Annotated in this window: 14 protein-coding genes; 11 read left to right on the forward strand and 3 right to left on the reverse strand. The window is 72.5% G+C overall.

Going from position 1 to position 17,247, the window contains the following annotated elements:
* Nucleotides 1–2 precede the first annotated feature (2 nt).
* The 4 genes from ACWDVW_RS09595 to ACWDVW_RS09610 all read left to right on the forward strand — a co-directional run bounded on the left by ACWDVW_RS09595 (nucleotide 3) and on the right by ACWDVW_RS09610 (nucleotide 4,222).
* Entirely contained in the window at nucleotides 3–1,010 is a 1,008-nt protein-coding gene (locus tag ACWDVW_RS09595; RefSeq protein WP_449946426.1) for a hypothetical protein, read from the forward strand.
* A 10-nt stretch (nucleotides 1,011–1,020) separates the two neighbouring features.
* Nucleotides 1,021–3,306 (forward strand): heavy metal translocating P-type ATPase, encoded by a 2,286-nt coding sequence (locus tag ACWDVW_RS09600; RefSeq protein WP_449946427.1) that lies wholly within the window; start codon nucleotides 1,021–1,023, stop codon nucleotides 3,304–3,306.
* A gap of 41 nt (nucleotides 3,307–3,347) precedes the next feature.
* On the forward strand, nucleotides 3,348–3,521 hold the full coding sequence (locus ACWDVW_RS09605) for a CsbD family protein (protein WP_449946428.1): 174 nt from the start codon (nucleotides 3,348–3,350) through the stop codon (nucleotides 3,519–3,521).
* A gap of 119 nt (nucleotides 3,522–3,640) precedes the next feature.
* Nucleotides 3,641–4,222: a sigma-70 family RNA polymerase sigma factor gene (locus ACWDVW_RS09610; protein WP_350696100.1), complete on the forward strand. Its 582-nt coding sequence runs from the start codon at nucleotides 3,641–3,643 to the stop codon at nucleotides 4,220–4,222.
* Between the two features lie 39 nt (nucleotides 4,223–4,261).
* Here ACWDVW_RS09610 and ACWDVW_RS09615 read toward each other — a convergent pair whose 3' ends face one another.
* Nucleotides 4,262–5,059 carry a zf-HC2 domain-containing protein gene (locus tag ACWDVW_RS09615; protein WP_449946430.1) on the reverse strand — a complete coding sequence of 266 codons (798 nt, stop codon included), beginning with the start codon at nucleotides 5,057–5,059 and terminating at the stop codon, nucleotides 4,262–4,264.
* Nucleotides 5,060–5,319: 260 nt separating this feature from the next.
* Entirely contained in the window at nucleotides 5,320–7,119 is a 1,800-nt protein-coding gene (locus tag ACWDVW_RS09620; protein WP_449946432.1) for a glycoside hydrolase family 15 protein, read from the reverse strand.
* Nucleotides 7,120–7,232: 113 nt separating this feature from the next.
* On the opposite strand from ACWDVW_RS09620, the gene ACWDVW_RS09625 reads away from it, so the two are divergent.
* From ACWDVW_RS09625 to ACWDVW_RS09655, 7 genes are all read left to right on the forward strand, one after another.
* Complete coding sequence (locus ACWDVW_RS09625; RefSeq protein WP_449946434.1) at nucleotides 7,233–8,450, forward strand: D-arabinono-1,4-lactone oxidase; 1,218 nt, start codon at nucleotides 7,233–7,235, stop codon at nucleotides 8,448–8,450.
* Complete coding sequence (locus ACWDVW_RS09630; protein ID WP_449946436.1) at nucleotides 8,450–8,827, forward strand: sensory rhodopsin transducer; 378 nt, start codon at nucleotides 8,450–8,452, stop codon at nucleotides 8,825–8,827. Before ACWDVW_RS09625 ends, ACWDVW_RS09630 begins: the two co-directional genes overlap by 1 nt.
* A 32-nt stretch (nucleotides 8,828–8,859) precedes the next feature.
* On the forward strand, nucleotides 8,860–9,972 hold the full coding sequence (locus ACWDVW_RS09635; protein ID WP_449946438.1) for an FUSC family protein: 1,113 nt from the start codon (nucleotides 8,860–8,862) through the stop codon (nucleotides 9,970–9,972).
* A gap of 100 nt (nucleotides 9,973–10,072) precedes the next feature.
* The gene (locus ACWDVW_RS09640) at nucleotides 10,073–10,408 is read left to right on the forward strand and encodes a YnfA family protein (RefSeq protein WP_350696092.1); all 336 of its coding nucleotides are present in this window, start codon (nucleotides 10,073–10,075) and stop codon (nucleotides 10,406–10,408) included.
* A 16-nt stretch (nucleotides 10,409–10,424) separates the two neighbouring features.
* The gene (locus ACWDVW_RS09645) at nucleotides 10,425–11,429 is read left to right on the forward strand and encodes a glycosyltransferase (protein ID WP_449946440.1); all 1,005 of its coding nucleotides are present in this window, start codon (nucleotides 10,425–10,427) and stop codon (nucleotides 11,427–11,429) included.
* 207 nt (nucleotides 11,430–11,636) lie between these two features.
* Nucleotides 11,637–13,616: an ABC transporter ATP-binding protein gene (locus ACWDVW_RS09650; RefSeq protein WP_449946441.1), complete on the forward strand. Its 1,980-nt coding sequence runs from the start codon at nucleotides 11,637–11,639 to the stop codon at nucleotides 13,614–13,616.
* A 90-nt stretch (nucleotides 13,617–13,706) separates the two neighbouring features.
* The gene (locus ACWDVW_RS09655) at nucleotides 13,707–16,709 is read left to right on the forward strand and encodes a fibronectin type III domain-containing protein (RefSeq protein WP_449946443.1); all 3,003 of its coding nucleotides are present in this window, start codon (nucleotides 13,707–13,709) and stop codon (nucleotides 16,707–16,709) included.
* Here the strand turns inward: ACWDVW_RS09655 and ACWDVW_RS09660 are convergent.
* The gene (locus tag ACWDVW_RS09660; protein ID WP_449946445.1) at nucleotides 16,702–17,097 is read right to left on the reverse strand and encodes an LPXTG cell wall anchor domain-containing protein; all 396 of its coding nucleotides are present in this window, start codon (nucleotides 17,095–17,097) and stop codon (nucleotides 16,702–16,704) included. The genes ACWDVW_RS09655 and ACWDVW_RS09660 overlap by 8 nt on opposite strands.
* Between the last annotated feature and the right edge of the window lie 150 nt (nucleotides 17,098–17,247).

A 17,247-nucleotide genomic window follows, 5' to 3' on the forward strand; every position in this document is an offset into this window, starting at 1 on the left:
CGATGAACACGGCGACGAAGGTGAGCGGCTTCGCGCTCGGCCTCGCGGCGGTGTTCGCCGCCGCGTACGGAGTCGGCCAGGTGACCGGCCCGCCGGCCCCGGTCACCGCGACCGGCCACGGCGGCGCGACCGGCCACGGCGACGGCCCGGACCAGGCCGGGCACGACGAGAACGCCGGACATGACGACAAGGCCGGACATGACGACAGGGCCGGGCACGACGCGGGCGCGGCCGGGCACCTGCCCGGAGGGCTCCTCGTCTCCGAGCGCGGATACACCCTCGTGCCGGTCGAGGCCCCGGCGGGCGAGTTCGCCTTCCGGATCACCGGCCCGGACAGCCGGCCGGTAACCGGGTACGACGTGGTGCACGACAAGCCGATGCACCTGATCGTCGCCCGGCGTGACCTCTCCGGCTTCCGCCACGTGCACCCCGAGCTGGCGCCGGACGGCACCTGGCGGGTCGCCACGCCACTCACCGCGCCCGGAGTGTGGCGGGCGTTCGCCGACTTCACCCCGACCGGTGGCGAGCCGTTGACGCTCGGCGTCGACGTGACCGTCCCCGGCACGCTGACCGAACGGCCGCTGCCCGCCCCGGCACCCACCGCCACGGTCGACGACTACACGATCACCCTGGACGGCACGCCGCAGCCGGGCCGCTCGTCCACGTTGACGCTGACCGTCGCGCGCGACGGCGTACCCGTCACCGACCTGGAGCCGTATCTCGGGGCGTACGGGCACCTGGTCGCGCTGCGGCAGGGCGACCTGGCGTACCTGCACGTCCACCCGGAGGGGGTGCCGGACGACGGGCGCACCACACCCGGACCACGGGTGAGCTTCGCCACCGAGTTCCCGTCCGCCGGTGCCTACCGGCTCTATCTCGACTTCCGCCACGGCGGGGTGGTACGCACCGCCGAGTTCACCGTGCACGTCGGGGACCCGGTGCCCGTCCCGGTCGGCCCCACCGCCGCGCCGGACGACGGGCACGGTACGCCCGGACACGGGCACGACTGAGGGACCAGCCATGACCACGAGTCGACCCCTGCCCACCGCAGCGAACCAGATCGAGTTGTCCATCGGCGGCATGACCTGCGCGTCCTGTGCCGCCCGCATCGAGAAGAAGCTGAACCGCCTGGACGGCGTGCAGGCCAGCGTCAACTACGCCACCGAGAAGGCCACCGTCTCCTACGCCGACCCGGTCACCCCGCAGGAGCTGATCGCCACGGTCGAGAAGACCGGTTACACGGCGGCGGTGCCACCACCCCGGCAGGACACGCCGGAAGCCGTCGAGCCGGTGGACGAGCTGCGTGCGCTGCGTACCCGCCTGTGGGTTTCGGTGGTGCTCAGCGTGCCGGTGATGGCGCTGGCCATGGTGCCGGCCTGGCAGTTCACCTATTGGCAGTGGCTGTCGCTGACGCTGGCCGCCCCGGTGGTGGTCTACGGCGGACTGCCGTTCCACCGGGCCGCCCTGGTCAACCTGCGGCACGGCGCGGCGACCATGGACACCCTGGTCTCGGTGGGCACGCTCGCGGCGTTCGGCTGGTCGATCTGGGCGCTGTTCCTGGGCACCGCCGGCACGCCCGGCATGACCCACCCGTTCAGCTTCGCGATCAGCCGGACCGACGGCACCGGCCACATCTATCTGGAGGCGGCGGCCGGGGTCACCGCGTTCATCCTCGCCGGGCGATACTTCGAGGCCCGCGCGAAGCGGACCGCGGGTGCGGCGCTGCGGGCGTTGCTGGAGCTGGGCGCCAAGGACGTCGCCGTGCTGCGCGGCGGGGTGGAGACCCGGATCCCGGTCGGCGAGCTCGCGGTGGGGGACCGGTTCGTGGTGCGGCCCGGCGAGAAGATCGCCACCGACGGCACGGTGCACGAGGGCTCCTCGGCGGTCGACGTCAGCATGGTCACCGGTGAGTCGGTGCCGGTCGAGGTGGGCGTGGGCGACACCGTGGTCGGTGGCTGCGTCAACGCGGGCGGCCGGCTGGTGGTCACCGCCACCCGGGTCGGTGCCGACACCCAACTGGCCCAGATGGCGCGGCTGGTCGAGCAGGCGCAGACCGGCAAGGCCGCCGCGCAGCGGCTCGCCGACCGCATCTCGGGGATCTTCGTCCCCATCGTGATCGCGCTGGCCGCCGGCACACTGGGCTGGTGGCTGGGCTCCGGTGCCGGGCCGACGGCGGCCTTCACCGCCGCCGTGGCGGTGCTGATCATCGCCTGCCCGTGCGCCCTGGGCCTGGCCACGCCGACCGCACTGCTGGTCGGCACGGGGCGGGGTGCGGAGTTCGGCGTACTGATCAAGGGGCCGGAGGCACTGGAGTCCACCCGGCGGGTGGAGACCGTGGTGCTGGACAAGACCGGCACCGTCACCACCGGCCGGATGACGCTGCTCGACGTCCAGCCCGGTGCGGGCGAGCAGCGGGCCGAGGTGCTGCGGCTGGCCGCCGCGCTGGAGTCCGGCTCCGAGCACCCGGTCGCCCGGGCGGTCGTGGCCGGCGCCGCCGAGCTGGGCGAGCTGTCGCCGGTCACCGGTTTCGCCAACGTCGAGGGGCTGGGCGTGACCGGCACGGTGGACGGCCGTGAGGTGCTGCTCGGGCGGACCCGGCTGCTGCGCGAGCGGGGGATGGACGTACCCGAGGACCTGGTGCGGGCGGCGACCGAGGCGGAGGCCGCCGGACGTACCGCCGTGCTGGTCGGTTGGGCGGGGCGGGCGCGCGGCATGCTCGCGGTGGCCGACCAGGTCAAGCCGACCAGCCGGGAGGCGGTCCGCCGGCTGCGCGCACTCGGCCTGACCCCGGTGCTGCTCACCGGCGACAACACCACCGTCGCCCGGGCGGTCGCCGCCGAGGTCGGCATCGACGAGGTGATCGCCGAGGTGCTGCCGGCCGAGAAGGTCGCGGTGGTCGCGCGGTTGCAGGCCGAGGGTCGGGCGGTGGCGATGGTCGGCGACGGGGTCAACGACGCCGCCGCGCTCGCCCAGGCCGACCTGGGGCTGGCCATGGGCACCGGCACGGACGTGGCGATCGAGGCCTCCGACCTGACCCTGGTCCGCGACGACCTGCTGGCCGCGGTGGACGCGATCCGGCTCGCCCGCAGCACCCTCGGCACGATCAAGGGGAACCTGTTCTGGGCGTTCGCCTACAACGTGGCGGCCCTGCCGCTGGCCGCCGCCGGATTGCTCAACCCGATGATCGCCGGTGCGGCGATGGCCTTCTCCTCGGTCTTCGTGGTCGCCAACAGTCTGCGGCTGCGGCGCTTCCGACCGATTTCTTCGAACCGGGATGGTTCCGGTGCGGTTCGGCTGGGTACCTGATCCGTGTAGCAAGAGCTGAGCCGATACCCCGGGAGGCTGACATGGGCTTCGAAGACAAGTTGAACAACACCACCGAGAACACCACCGGCAAGGTGAAGGAAGGTGTCGGCCGGGCCACCGACAACGAGCAGTTGGAGGCCGAGGGTCGCGGCGACCAGGCACGCGCCAACCTCAAGCAGGCGGGCGAGAAGATCAAGGACGTCTTCCGGAGCTGACCGGAGCGCGTCTCACGACACCGCCGGGCCGGATCGTCGGCCCGGCGGTGTCGTGTGCGTCGATGATTTTTCGGATGTCGCCGGGAACCAACCCGGGTGCCGGAGCGACCAATACGGCGATGACTGCCGTGACCGACGACATCAGCGGGTACGCGTTCGCCGCAGGGCGGGGCGACCAGGCTGCCGCCGCCGCGTTCGTGCGCGCGACGCAGCACGACGTACGGCGGTTCCTGGCCCACCTGCCCGGGGTGCGCGAGGTCGACGACCTGGTCCAGGAGACGTACCTGCGGGCCTGGCGCGCGTTGCCCTCGTTCGCCGGCCGCTCCAGTGCCCGGACCTGGCTGCTCTCCATCGCCCGACGGGTCGCCGTCGACCAGGTGCGGGCGGCCGTGTCGCGGCCCCGCACCGCCAACCTCGTCGACTGGCAGTCCGCCGCCGAGGCGACCTCGGCCGGCGTCGAGGCCGCCGTGGACGAGCAGGTGGTGCTGCGCGGGCTGCTGGACGGGCTCGTGCACGAGCGGCGGGAGGCGTTCGTCGCCACCCAACTGCTGGGGCTCTCCTACGCCGAGGCGGCCCAGGTGTGTGACGTACCGGTCGGCACGATCCGGTCCCGGGTGGCCCGCGCCCGTGAGGACCTCGTCGCGGCGATGGACACCGCGACCCCGCATCGACGGCGGGGCCGGGACGGCACCGCCGGCTGACGCGGTGCCGTCCCGGCCCCCGTGGGGGCCGCCGCGCCGTCAGGCGGCGCGGCGGTGGTCGCGGCCGTGCCGGGCCTGGGCCGAGTGCGGCGGCAGCAGTCGCAGCGGCGCGGGCTCGTCGATCTCGTCGAGACGCAGCCGCCAGCGGGAGCGCTCGGGTCGCTGCCGGTCACTGGGGTCACCGGGTCGGCGCAGGCTGCGGGCCAGCAACACGGTGATCAGGTAACCGACTACCAGGAACCCGTGGCTGACCAGCCGTTCCACGGCGACCTGCGAGGCGACCAGGTCGTTGACCGAGAGCAGGACCAGGGTGGCCACGAAGGCGCTGAGCATCGGCAGCAGCCCGGACGGTGCGGTCCGGCGCAACGCGACGAAGAGGAACCCGGCACCGACCGCTACGTTCCAGGCGGCGGACTCGTGCCACAGGTGCTGACCGGTGGCGTGCACGTGCTCGGCCACCTCGGCCCGGCCGATCTGCGCCAGCCCGAGCACCAGTTGCACCGCGCCCAGCAGACCCAGCGACACCCGCAGCGCGGTGATCGTCCGGGCCCGTCCGGCCAGCGACGTGAACAGGTCACCACGCGGCGTGACGGCGGCGAGCCGGACGCGCCAACCCCGGCGCGGCGGCGGTGCGGCGGCGAGGATCGTCGCGGTCAGGTCCGGCAACGCGGACACCACCTGGGTACGCGCCCGCCGGGTCACCGTCGCCGCCGTGTTCAGCCACCGGCGGCAGCCGGCGCACCTGCTCAGGTGCAGGTCCACCCCGCGCTGCTCATCCGCCGTCGCCTCGCCGTCCAACTGCGCCGAGAGAATCTCCCGCCACTGCTCACACCCCATGTATCCGTAGTCGCTCCCAGACCCGGCATGGTTCCCGCCGGAACGGAAAGCGCCGAGGTCAGGACTCCGACACGGCTGCGGCTCCGGCTCCGGCGGTGCTGCGGCTCCGGCTCAGGGGGTGCGTCGGCTCCGGCTCAGGGGGTGCGTCGGCTCCGGCTATGGAGGTGCTGCGGCTCCGGCTCCGGCGGTTAGGAGGGGTCCCCTGCTATGCACGAGGCGTTAGCAGGGGACCCCTCCTTACCGGCCGGGCCGCCTGCGGATCAGGAGCCGCCCCGGGCGGCCCAGGCGTGCAGGGCGTCCCGGTCACCGGCCTCGTCGAGGTTGATCGCCGCCTCGATCAGGGCCAGGTGGGTGAACGCCTGCGGGTAGTTGCCCAGCGCCGTGCCGTCGGGGTCGAGCTGTTCGGCGTACAGGCCGAGCGGGCCCGCGTAGCTGAGGAGCTGGTCGAACGCCTTGCGGGCCTCGTCCCGTCGGCCGGCCAGCACCAGCGCCGAGACCAGCTCGAACGAGCAGAGCAGGAACGCGCCCTCCTCGCCGGGCAGCCCGTCGTCGGCCCGGTAGCGGCGCAGCAGGGCGGGGCCGACCTCCAGCTCCTGCCGGATCCGGTCGATGGTGGACTGCATCCGGGGGTCGTCGCCGGGCAGGAAACCGACCAGCGGGATGCGCAGCAGGGAGGCGTCCAGCTCGGTGGAGCCGTACGCCATCACGAAGCTGCCGACCTCCGGGTCGTAGCCGCGTTCGAGCACCTCGGCGTGGACCGCGTCGCGAGCCGTGCGCCAGTGTGCGACGTCCGCCGTCCGGTCGTCGAGCAGCTCGGCCAGCCGGATGCCCCGGTCCAGGCAGACCCAGGTCATCACCTTGGCGTTGACGTAGTGCTGGCGCGGTCCACGGATCTCCCAGATGCCGTGGTCCGGCTCGTTCCACCGGTCGGCCATCACCTCGACGTGCTTGCGGAGCAACTCCCACTGCTCCTGGGTCAGCTCGCCGGTCAGCTCGTGGTATACCAGCGCGGCGTCCAGGATGTGCCCGTACGTGTCGAACTGCACCTGCTCGACGGCCTCGTTGCCGACCCGGACCGGTCGGGAGCCGGCGTACCCCTCCAGGTGTTCCAGCTCGCGTTCCTCGTCGATGTGGCCGTGGATGCCGATCAGCGGGGTGAGCAGGTCGCCGGAGCAGACGGAGATCAGGAAGTGCAGGTAGCGCCGACCCTCCTCGGCGTGCCCGAGGCGGAACAACGCGAGCAGCAGCAGCGCCGAGTCCCGGTGCCAGGCGTACCGGTAGTCCCAGTTGCGTACCCCGCCGATGTGCTCGGGCAGGCTGGTGGTCGGCGCGGCGATCAACGCGCCGGTCTCGTCGAACGCGAGCCCGCGCAGCACCAGCGCGCTGTGCCGCACCTCGTCCGCACCGAAGCCGGCGTAGTCGCTGCGGGTGGACCAGTCCTGCCAGGTCCGGCAGGTACGTGCCAGCATCTCGTCGGCGTCGACGTCCCGGGTGGCGTCCTCGTCGTAGCCGACCAGCACGGCCGCCTGCTGACCGGCGGAGAGCTCCGCCTCGATCCGCAGCACCCCGTCGCCGTGCTCGGCCGGCAGGTCGGTGTCGACCCAGAGCGGGCTGCCGGCGGCCCGCCAACGCCCGTCGACGTGCTCCCAGCTGGTGTCCCGGGCGCCGTGGTCGGGTCGGGGCCGGATCCGCAGGGCCAGCCGGACCGTGCCCTCCTCCACCGTCACCCGGCGCACCAGCACCTTGTCCGCGCGCAGCGGTTGGGCGGCGTCCCCCGGCGCCACCGCGAGGAAGTCCTTGACGACCGCCACCCCGTCGGGCGTCGACCACCGGCTCTCCAGCACCAGCGTGTCGGGCAGGTACCGCCGGGTCGGGGTGTCGCAGCCGGCCACGGTGAGGTCGAGCGCACCGCCGACCTCGCGATCCAACAGGCGGGCGAAGACGGCGTCACCGGCGAAGTGCGGCACGCAGAACCATTCGACCGCGCCGTCGGCGGCGACCAGCGCGGCGGTGTGGGTGTCGGAGAGGAAGGCGTACGAGTCGATCGGGGGATAGGTCATCGCAGCTCCGGAAGGACGTAGTTGCCGAAATGCTCGTGCAGTACGGGTTTGAAACATGAATACCCAGCTCGCGGCCGGGTAAGCGTCTCGTTCGCCACCGAGAAGAGGTCGTGATGCCCCGTCCGTTCGTGAACTGGTCCGGGAGCCTCTCCTTCACCCCCGGTGGCAACGCCGAGCCGGCCGACGAGGACGAGGTCCGCGAGCTGGTGTTGCGGGCCCGGGAGTCCGGCACCCACCTGCGTCCGGTCGGCTCGGGGCACTCGTCGAGTCCGCTGGTCCGCACCGATGGGACGCTGGTCAGCCTGGATCGGCTGGCCGGGGTCGTCCACCAGGAGGGTGACCAGTTCACGGTCTGGGGCGGTACCCGGTTGAAGGCGCTCGGTGAGAGCCTCTATGACGCCGGTCTGGCGATGGAGAACCTCGGTGACGTCGACTACCAGTCGATCGCGGGTGCCACCGCCACCGGTACGCACGGCACCGGCGTCCGGTTCGGCAACCTCTCCACCCAGGTCGCCGGGGTGCGGTTGGTGACCGGCACCGGCGAGACGATGGACATCTCGCCGAACAGCAACGCCGACCTGCTGCCCGCCGCGCGGCTCTCACTCGGTGCCCTGGGCGTGGTCACCAAGATCACCATCGACGCGCAGCCCCGCTACGAGCTGCGCCGACGGGCCTGGTGCGCGCCGGTCGACTGGACCCTGGACCACCTGGCCGAGTTGCAGCACACCAACCGCAACATGGACTTCTACTGGTACCCGCGCAGCGACCTGACCCAGATCCGCACCATGAACCGCGCCGACGACCTGCCCGAGGGGCAGATGTGGGTGGCTCGCCAGGCGTTGGAGTCGACCCCGTGGACCGAGCCCCGCGAGCTGGAGATCGGCCCGACCCACCGGACCATCCCGCAGGACCGGGACCTGCGCTTCGAGGAGATCGAGTACATGCTGCCGGCCGAGGCGTTCACGGCCTGCTTCACCGAGGTCCGCAAGCGGATCCTGAACCGGCACCGACGCATCGTGGGGTGGCGGGTGCTGGTGCGGACCATCGCCGCCGACGACATCTGGCTCAGCAACGCGTACGACCGCCCCACCACCACCATCGCCTGCCTGCAGAACACCTCGCTGCCGTACGAGGAGTACTTCCGCGACATGGAGGCGATCTTCCGGCAGTACGGTGGCCGACCGCACTGGGGCAAGAAACACTGGCTGACCGCACAGGAACTGCGCCCGCTCTTCCCGCACTGGGACGACTTCCGCCAGACGCGGTGCCGCCTCGACCCGGACGGGGTGTTCCTCACCCCCGATCTGGCCCGACTGCTCGAGGAGGCGTGATGGGACAGCTCGGCGGACTCGTCTGGGTGGTGCCGGGCGGGCACATCCCGCTCGACAGCAACGGATCGGAACCGGAGTTCACCAGCTTCGACAAGATCTGCGTACTCAACACCTCCGACGCCGAGGCCCGGCTCACGCTGACCTTCTACTACGAGGACGCCGAGCCGGTCGGGCCGTACCGCTTCGTCGTCGACGCCCGACGGATCCGGCACGTACGCGTCAACGACCTGATCGATCCGGAGGCCGTCCGCCTGGACCGCCCGTACGGCTGCGTGGTGCACTCCGGGGTGCCGGTGGTGGTGCAGTTCCTGCGGCAGGACTCCCGGCTGCCCGGCACCGTCACGCTCACCGGCACCATGGCCCATCCGGCCGGTTAGGTTGGTCGGCCACCCTTCGGGTACCCGCGCTCATGCGGATCTCGGCGGACAGTGTGCGCGGGCATGCCTCGACCGTGGGTCGGCGCGGTTACCGGCGACTCCAGCAGTACCTGCTGCTGGCCTTCCAGGGCGGGCTGGCCGCAGCGTTGGCCTGGGTGATCGCCGGGCAGGTGCTCGGCAACCCGGAACCCACCTTCGCCCCGGCCGCCGCCGTCGGTGTGATCGCCGCGTCGATCGGGCGGCGCGCCATGCGTACCGTCGAACTGGTCCTCGGGGTGCTGCTCGGCATCGTCGTCGGTGACCTGCTGGTCGACACGATCGGCTCCGGGCCCTGGCAGACCTTCGTGATCGTGTTCGGGGCGCTGCTGGTGGCGGTCACCGTGCGGGGTACCGGCGCGCTGGTGACCCAGGCCGGTGGTACGGCGGTGCTGATCGCCACGTTGACCCCGAACACGCCGGACGTCCTCCTGCCCCGGACGGTGAACGCTCTCGTCGGCGGTGCGACCGGGCTGGTCGTGGTGCTGCTGCTCGCCCCGATGAACCCGATCCGCAGTCTGCGGCGGGTCGCCGGGCCGGCCCTGGACACCTTCGCAAAACAGATGACCGCCGCCGCCGACGGGCTGGCCCGGGGTGACATCCGCAGGGTGGAGCGGCTGCTCGACGAGATGCGGGCATCGGAGGCGCAACTGCGGCAGATCCGGGAGGTGGTGACCGCCGCCGACGAGGTGGTCCGGTTCTCGCCGCTGCGCTGGCGGCGCCGGCGGGTGTTGGGCGCGTACCGGGACGGCGCCGAGCACCTGGACCGGGCGTTCCGCAACAGCCGGACCCTGGTCCGTCGGATCTTCACCACGCTGCGGGACCGGGAACCGGTGCCGGCCGACCTGCCCGCCGCCATCGAGCACTACGGGCAGGGCGTTCGCCTGCTGCACCAGGAGTTCCTGGCGATGCGGGAGCCGACGCGGTCCCGGGAACGGGTGCTGCGGTCGGTCCGGGAGGCGGGTGAGGCGTGCCGTCAGGACATCGGCTTCTCCGGCACCATCGTCGTGTCGCAACTGCGGACCATCGCCAACGACCTGCTGCGGGCCACCGGTGTGTCGGGCGAGGAGGCTCGCCGCCTGGTCCGGCACGCCGCCTCCGGGACGTAGGCCGGATGTCGGGACGGAGGCCGGAGGTAAGGAAGGGACCCGTACTAACGCCTGGTGTATAGCAGGGGTCCCCTGCTTACATCCGGGTAGGGTGCGGGCCGTGACCGTGCTGCGTTCCGTGCTGCTGTTCGTGCTCGCCGCCGTCGCCGAGATCGGCGGTGCCTGGTTGGTGTGGCAGGGCTGGCGGGAGCACCGTGGACTGTGGTTCGTCGCCGCCGGGGTGCTCGCCCTCGGGGCGTACGGCTTCGTGGCCACGTTCCAGCCGGACCCGAACTTCGGGCGCATCCTGGCCGCGTACGGCGGGGTGTTCGTCGCCGGTTCACTGGCCTGGGGCATGATCTTCGATGGGTTCCGGCCGGACCGCTGGGACGTCACCGGCGCGGCGATCTGCCTGCTCGGCGTGGCCGTGATCATGTACGCCCCGCGCGGCGCCTGACGGGTAGGAGCCCTCGATGCGTCTGATCTTCGCCAGCCTGGCCTCGGTCGGTCACGCCTATCCGATGATCCCGCTGGCCGTCGCCGCCCGACAGGCCGGGCACGAGGTGCACTTCGCCGCCGGGGAGGCGGTGCACACGCCGCTGGCCGCGAACGGGCTGCGGCCGTTCCGCCCCGCCGACACGTTCTACGAGATGTACGCCGAGGACCTGGCACCGGATCTGGAGCGGCTGGCCCCGGACCTGGTGGTGCACGGTTGGGGCGTACCCGGAGCGGCCGTCGCCGCCGCGCAGGCCGGCGTCCCCGGACTCTGGCACGGCTTCGGCCGGATGTTCCCGCCGCACATCGGCCTGGAGTCGCCGACCGCGATCGCTGCCGCACCCGGACGACCGCACCTGGACATCTGCCCACCGTCGTTGCAGGACGCGACGTTCGCCGCGACGGCCGAGCGGATCGCGCTGCGGCCCGTCCCGTTCTCGGCACCGGGGCCGACGCCGACCTGGGACGACGACAGGTCCGGGCCACTGGTCTATCTGACCTTCGGGACCGCCTTCGGCTCCGCTGACCTGGTGACCACCACCGTCGCGGGGCTGGCCCGGCTGGGGACCCGGGTGGTGGTGGCCGCCGGGCGGGTACCGGTGGAGGAGATCGGCGTCGTACCGGCCGACGTGGTCGTGCGGGAGTGGGTGCCGCAGGCGGAGGTGCTGCCCCGGGCGGACCTGGTGGTGCACCACGGCGGCAGCGGCACCACGCTCGGTGCGCTAGCCGCCGGTCTGCCGCAACTGATCCTTCCGCAGGGCGCCGACCAGTTCGCCAACGCCGACGCCGTGGTGGCCGCCGGTGCGGGGCTGCGGTTGCGGCCCGACGAGGTCACCGCCGAGGCGGTCGCCGAGCACGCCGCGCGCCTGCTGCCGCGTCGGTCGGACCACCGCGACGCGGCGTCCGCGCTGGCCCGGGAGATCGCCGCGATGCCGGGCCCGGACGAGGTGGCCCGTCGGCTCCCGGAGTACGCCGGGTCCTGACGCGATCGCGCGTCGCGTCGCCGATTCGGCCGGACGCCGCATCGGTCGACATCGTGGGTCGGCACGCCGACAGGGGCTGGACCGACGGCACCTCCGCAGTGACCATAGGTAGCGGTCCGAACGCCTTCAGCGACGAAGCCGGTGGCCATCGTCCGGTGTGCCTGACACCGGGCGCCGCGCCGTCCAACCGCCCCAGGAGGTACGCCCATGGCCGTCACCCCGACCCGACGACGGGCCCGCGTCCCGCGCTCAGAGCCGGTGGCCACCGAGTCGGTGCTGCCCGAGCTGCGGTCGACGTGGTGGGAGACCGGGATGCGGGCCCGGACAGAGGCAGGACTGTTCGCCGTCTTCGCCGAACTGCCCACGCTGGTCTGGGCGGCACTGCGCATCAGTTGGCGGGCCGACCGGCTGCGTACCTCGGTGGTGGCGGTGGCGACGGTCGGCGCGGGGGTGATGTCGGCGTTCGGGCTGCTGGCGACGCAGCGGGTGCTGGTGGAGCTGTTCGCCGGTGGGCCGACCGGGGACAAGGTGGTGGCGGCGCTGCCGGCGCTCGCGGTGCTGGCGGCGGCGACCGCGGTGCGGTCCGGCATGGCGATCGCCACCGGGTACGCGTTGAACGGACTGACGCCCCGGGTCAGCCGGGAGGTGGAGCGGGGCCTGTTCGAGGTGACCACGGCGGTGCGGTTGGAGGCGTTCGACGCGGACGCGTTCGCCGACGACATGGAGCGGGCGTCGAGGGGCACCGATTCGGCGGTGAGTCTGGTGCCGGCCTCGATGAACCTGCTCGCCGGGTTGGTCGGCGTGGTGGCGGTGGCGGTGGCCGTGGTGGTGGTCCACCCGTTGCTGCTGCTGGCGTTGCTGGTCGCCACCGTGCCGAACGCCTGGGCGTCGCTGCGCGCCGGACACCTGCACTACCGGACCTACATCGCCGGTTCGGTGCGGCGACGGCGGATGTGGTTGCTGCACCGGTTGATGGCCGAACGGGACTCGGCACCGGAGCTGCGCTCGTACGGGCTGCGCCGGTTCCTGCTCGACCAGCACGACCGGGTGATGGGGGTGGAGACCGACATTCAGCTCGCATTGGCCCGCCGGGTCACCACGACCACCACGGTGGGGTCGCTCATCGGCGGTGTCGCCACCGGCCTGGTCTACGTCCTGCTCGGCCTGTTGCTCATCGACGGGCAGATCCCGCTCGCCGCTGCGGCGACCTGTGTGATCGCGGTGCAGGCGGCGCAGCGTTCGCTCTCGGTGGTCACCTTCCAGATGGACCGGGTCTACACCGAGGGTCAGCACTTCCGCGACTACACCGGCTTCATGACCCGGGCCGCCGGGTACCTGCCGGAGGCGGTGGACGCCGTGCCGCCGGAGCGGTTGGGGGAGTTGACCGTCGACGGGGTGAGCCTGCGTTACCCCGACCGGGACGACCTGGCCGTCGACCGGGTGACGCTGACCGTCCAGGCGGGGCAGACCGTGGCGTTCGTCGGGGAGAACGGTTCCGGCAAGAGCACTCTCGCCGCGTTGATCGCCTCCCTGCGTACCCCCACCGAGGGGGCGATCCGATGGAACGGGCGGGCCCTGACCGAGCTGGACCGCGACGGCCTGCGGGACCGCATCGCGGTGGTCACGCAGGAGTACCACAAGTGGCCGTTCACCGCCGCCACGAACATCGCGATCGGTGACATCGAGGGCGAGGTGCGGCAGGACCGGATCGAGGCGGCGGCGGCCCGCGCGGTCGCGGACGAGATGATCCGCGAGTTGCCGTACGGGTACGAGACGCTGCTCGACCGGACCTTCGCCAACGGGCAGGACCTCTCCGGCGGCCAGTGGCAGCGGATCACCGCCGCCCGTGGGTTTCTCCGCGACGCGGAACTGCTGGTGATGGACGAGCCCTCCTCGGCGCTCGACCCGAGGGCGGAGGACGCGTTGTTCCAGGCGATCCGCGACCGGCAGGGGCGGGCGACCACGATTCTCATCACGCACCGCCTGGCCAACGTCCGGCACGCCGACCGGATCTTCGTGCTGCATCACGGTCGCCTGGTCGAGGCCGGTACCCACGACGAGCTGATGGCCGCCGCCGGCCGCTACGCCGACCTGTTCACCCTCCAGGCGGCCGGGTACGCCCCGGTCGACCGCGTGCCGGCCCCGCGACCGCGTGCCACGTCGACCCCGGACAGCGCCGACGCCTGACACCCGAATGTCTGGTTTGGCCATTTTTGTCCTTTAGGGCACCGTAGGGTCCCTGTGAGGTCGGCGAGGTGGATGAGTCCGGAGGGGTGCATGTCGTTCGCACACTGGGGACGTCCGGCGGTCGCCACGGCGATGTCGGCCGCGCTGACCATCGGACTGCTCGTCGCCGTACCCGGCCCGGCGGCGGCGGACGGCACCGTGCTGTTCGACCAGCCCTTCCGCAACAACACCGCGAACGGCATCGGCGCGGTGGCGGTGCCGGGTGTGCCCTTGGGCACCAGCAGCAACAGCGCCTGCCTCAGCGCGTCCGGCAACACCACCACCGGTCCGCTGCTGAGCTGCCCGACCAGCACCGACCCGCAGGGCAGCGGCAAGCTCCGGCTGACACCGGCGTCGTTGACCCGGCAGGGCGGCGTGTTCGGTGCGGTGAGCGTGCCGACGTCGCAGGGACTGCACGTCACGTTCAACTCCTACCAGTACGGCGGCACCAGCCCCGGAGCCGACGGCCTGGCCTTCGTGCTCGCCGCCGTCGACCCGGCCGACCCACGCTCACCGTCGATCATCGGTCAGCCGGGCGGATCGCTCGGCTACTCGGCCGCCTTCAACGGAGGCTCGGTCGGCCTCTCCAACGGCTACCTGGGCATCGGATTCGACGTCTTCGGCAACTACAGCAACAGCGTCTACCAGGGCACCGGCTGCACCAACCCGCCGTACATCTCCACCACCGGCGGGCGGGTGCCGGGCCAGGTGGTGATCCGTGGACCGGGCCGCAACGGCGTCGGCTACTGCGCGGTCAACAGCACCGCCACCAGTACCTCGTCCTCGGCCATCGCGTTGCGGGCGAGTACCCGCGCGGCCTCGGTGGTGCCGGTCGAGGTGGTCGCCAACACCACCGGATCGACGTACACCACCAGCACCGGGATCACCGTGCCGGCCGGGCAGTACGCGGTCCGGTTCACCCCGGTCGGCGGGACGGCCCGGACCCTGTCCGGCGCGTTGCCGGTGGTGTCGTCGACCCTGTACCCGTCGCCGAACTGGCTGAACGCCAACGGCTTCCCCCGGCAACTCGCCTTCGGCTGGGTCGGTTCCACCGGTGCGGTCACCGACTTCCACGAGATCGACAACGCCCGCGCGGTCAGCTTCAACCAGGTGCCCGACCTGACCGTGACACAGACCAGTTCGGTCGGGGCCAGCCCGCAGCCCGGTGACCCGGTCACGTACACGATCACACCCCGGGTGGAGAGCGGCACCAGCGAGCCGGCGCCGATCCTGGTCACCCAGACCATGCCGACCGGCGTGGTGCCGCGCGGCGCGTACGGCACCGGATGGTCCTGTGGCACGCCCTCCGGACAGAGCATCACCTGCACGAACTCCAACGTGCCGTTCCCCGGTGGCAGCAACCTCTCGCCGATCACCGTGGCCGCCACCGTGACCGGGACCTCGGTGACACCGACACTGATCCAGACCGGCACGGTCGCCACCGCGTCGTCGATCGACGCGAGCCCCGGCTACACCTCGACCACCACCGCGGTCACCCCGCTGACCGCGCCGACCGGCCTCACCGTCAGCCCGGCCATCAGCGCCATCGCGGGCGGCGTCGCGGTCACCGTACGCGGCAGCAACCTCGCCGGTGCCACCGCGATCACCATCGGCACCGCCGACGAGCAGCGCACCGCTGCCTCGGTGGTGCTGCTGCCCTGCACCTCCGGCCCGGCCGCCGGCTGCTTCACCACCAACAGCGACGGCAGCCTGGCGATCTCCTCACTGCCGGCCCGCAGCAGCGCCGCACCGGTGACCATCTCCGTGGCCACCCGAGGGGTCGCCGGCGCGGTCAACTTCGTCTACGCCTCCGCGCCGGCCACCCCGGCCACGCCGACGGCGGTCGCCGGCATCACCAGCGCCACCGTGTCGTGGGCCGTCCCGGCCGACAACGGCAGCCCGATCACCGGGTACGTGCTCACCCCGACCCGGGACGGCGTGACGCAACCGACGATCACCTTCGACGCCTCCACCACCACCCGTACGCTGACCGGGCTGACCGCCTCGGCCCAGTACACCTTCCGGGTCGCGGCGATCAACGCCTACGGCACCGGTGCGGCCAGCGCAGCGTCGGCGCCGGTGGTGCCGTACACGCTGCCCGGCGCGCCCACCATCACCTCGGTCGCCGCCGGCACCAACGCCGCCGCGATCACCTGGAACGCGCCTTCCAGCGGCGGTGCGGAGATCACCGGCTACCGCCTGACCCCGTACGTCGGAGGGGTGGCCCAGACACCGATCACCCTGCCGGCGTCGCCGACCTCCCGGACCGTGACCGGGCTGACCGCCGGCACCACGTACACCTTCCGGATCGCCGCGATCAACGCCGCCGGCACCGGCCCCGACTCGGCGCAGTCCGCAGCGGTTACGGTCAACGCCTCGCCGACCCTGACCTTCCCGGCCCCGCCGAGCGGCAAGGTGTCCGAGCCGTACTCGCAGCAGTTGACCGTGAACGGCGGGACCGCGCCGTTCACCTGGTCGGTGAGCAGCGGCTCGCTGCCGCCCGGGTTGACCCTCGCCCCCGGCACCGGGCTGCTCTCCGGTACGCCGACCCAGGCGGGCACGTTCTCCTTCACGGTCCGGGTCACCGACTCGTACGACCAGTCCGCCACCCGCCCGGTGAGCCTGGTGATCTCGCCACTGGCCGGGTTGCGGATCAGCGTCCCGTCCGCCGCGTCGATCGGTCGAGGTGTCCCCGGCGCGTCGCTGGCGAACCGGCTCGGCCTGGTCACGGTCGTCGACGACCGAGGACTCAGCGCCGGCTCCTGGACCGCGACGGTGTCGGTGACCGCCTTCACCACCGGGTCCGGCACACCGGGTGAGACCATCCCGCGCTCCGCCGTCCGGTACGCATCGGGCACGGCAGTGAGCACCACCGGCCTCGGCGTCTTCCTGCCGCAGCCCGGTGCGGTGCTGGACGTGCCGCGTACTGCCGCGGCCTGGTCCGGAGTGACCGGCGCCAACTCGGCGAGCTGGAATCCCACCCTGTCGGTGACGCTGCCGACAAGCGCGGTGACCGGCGGCTACCGCGCCACGGTGACCCACTCGGTCATCTGACCCGCCGCCGCCCGAGGACGCCGAGGATCCCGCCGCCGACGATCAACACGGCGGCCAGGGCCAGCAGCGGCCCCGGACCGGAGTCCGACCCGGTGACCGGCAGCGGCTGCCGCGTCGGATGCGGTGTGGGCTGCCCGGTCGGGTGCGGTGTCGGCTGCGGGTCCGGCGTCGGGCTTCCGGTCGGCGACGGCAGCACCTCGAAGTAGACGCCGGTCGAGCCGGGCGGCGGGGTGGCGGCCGAGGCCCCCGCCGCAGCGGCCGGCGCGGCTCGTCCCGCCACGGCCGACGCCGTCGTCGGTGCGAGGGTGAGCACGCCGATCGCGACCAGGCCCGCGACGACCGTTCGGCCGGGACGTGTCGAGCGTGCGGTGCGGCCCCGGACCATCATCACGACCTCCCTGCGGCGTACGCCCCCGGGCGACGGCCCGAGCACGTACATCGTCGGCAAATGTGAGTCTGATCCTATAAGACCGTTTGTGGAGTATTCTCGGTTTCCTGACGGTGGCACGACGAGGTCCGGCCGTCCATCGGACGGCCG

This window comes from Micromonospora sp. NPDC003241 (genome assembly GCF_053589795.1).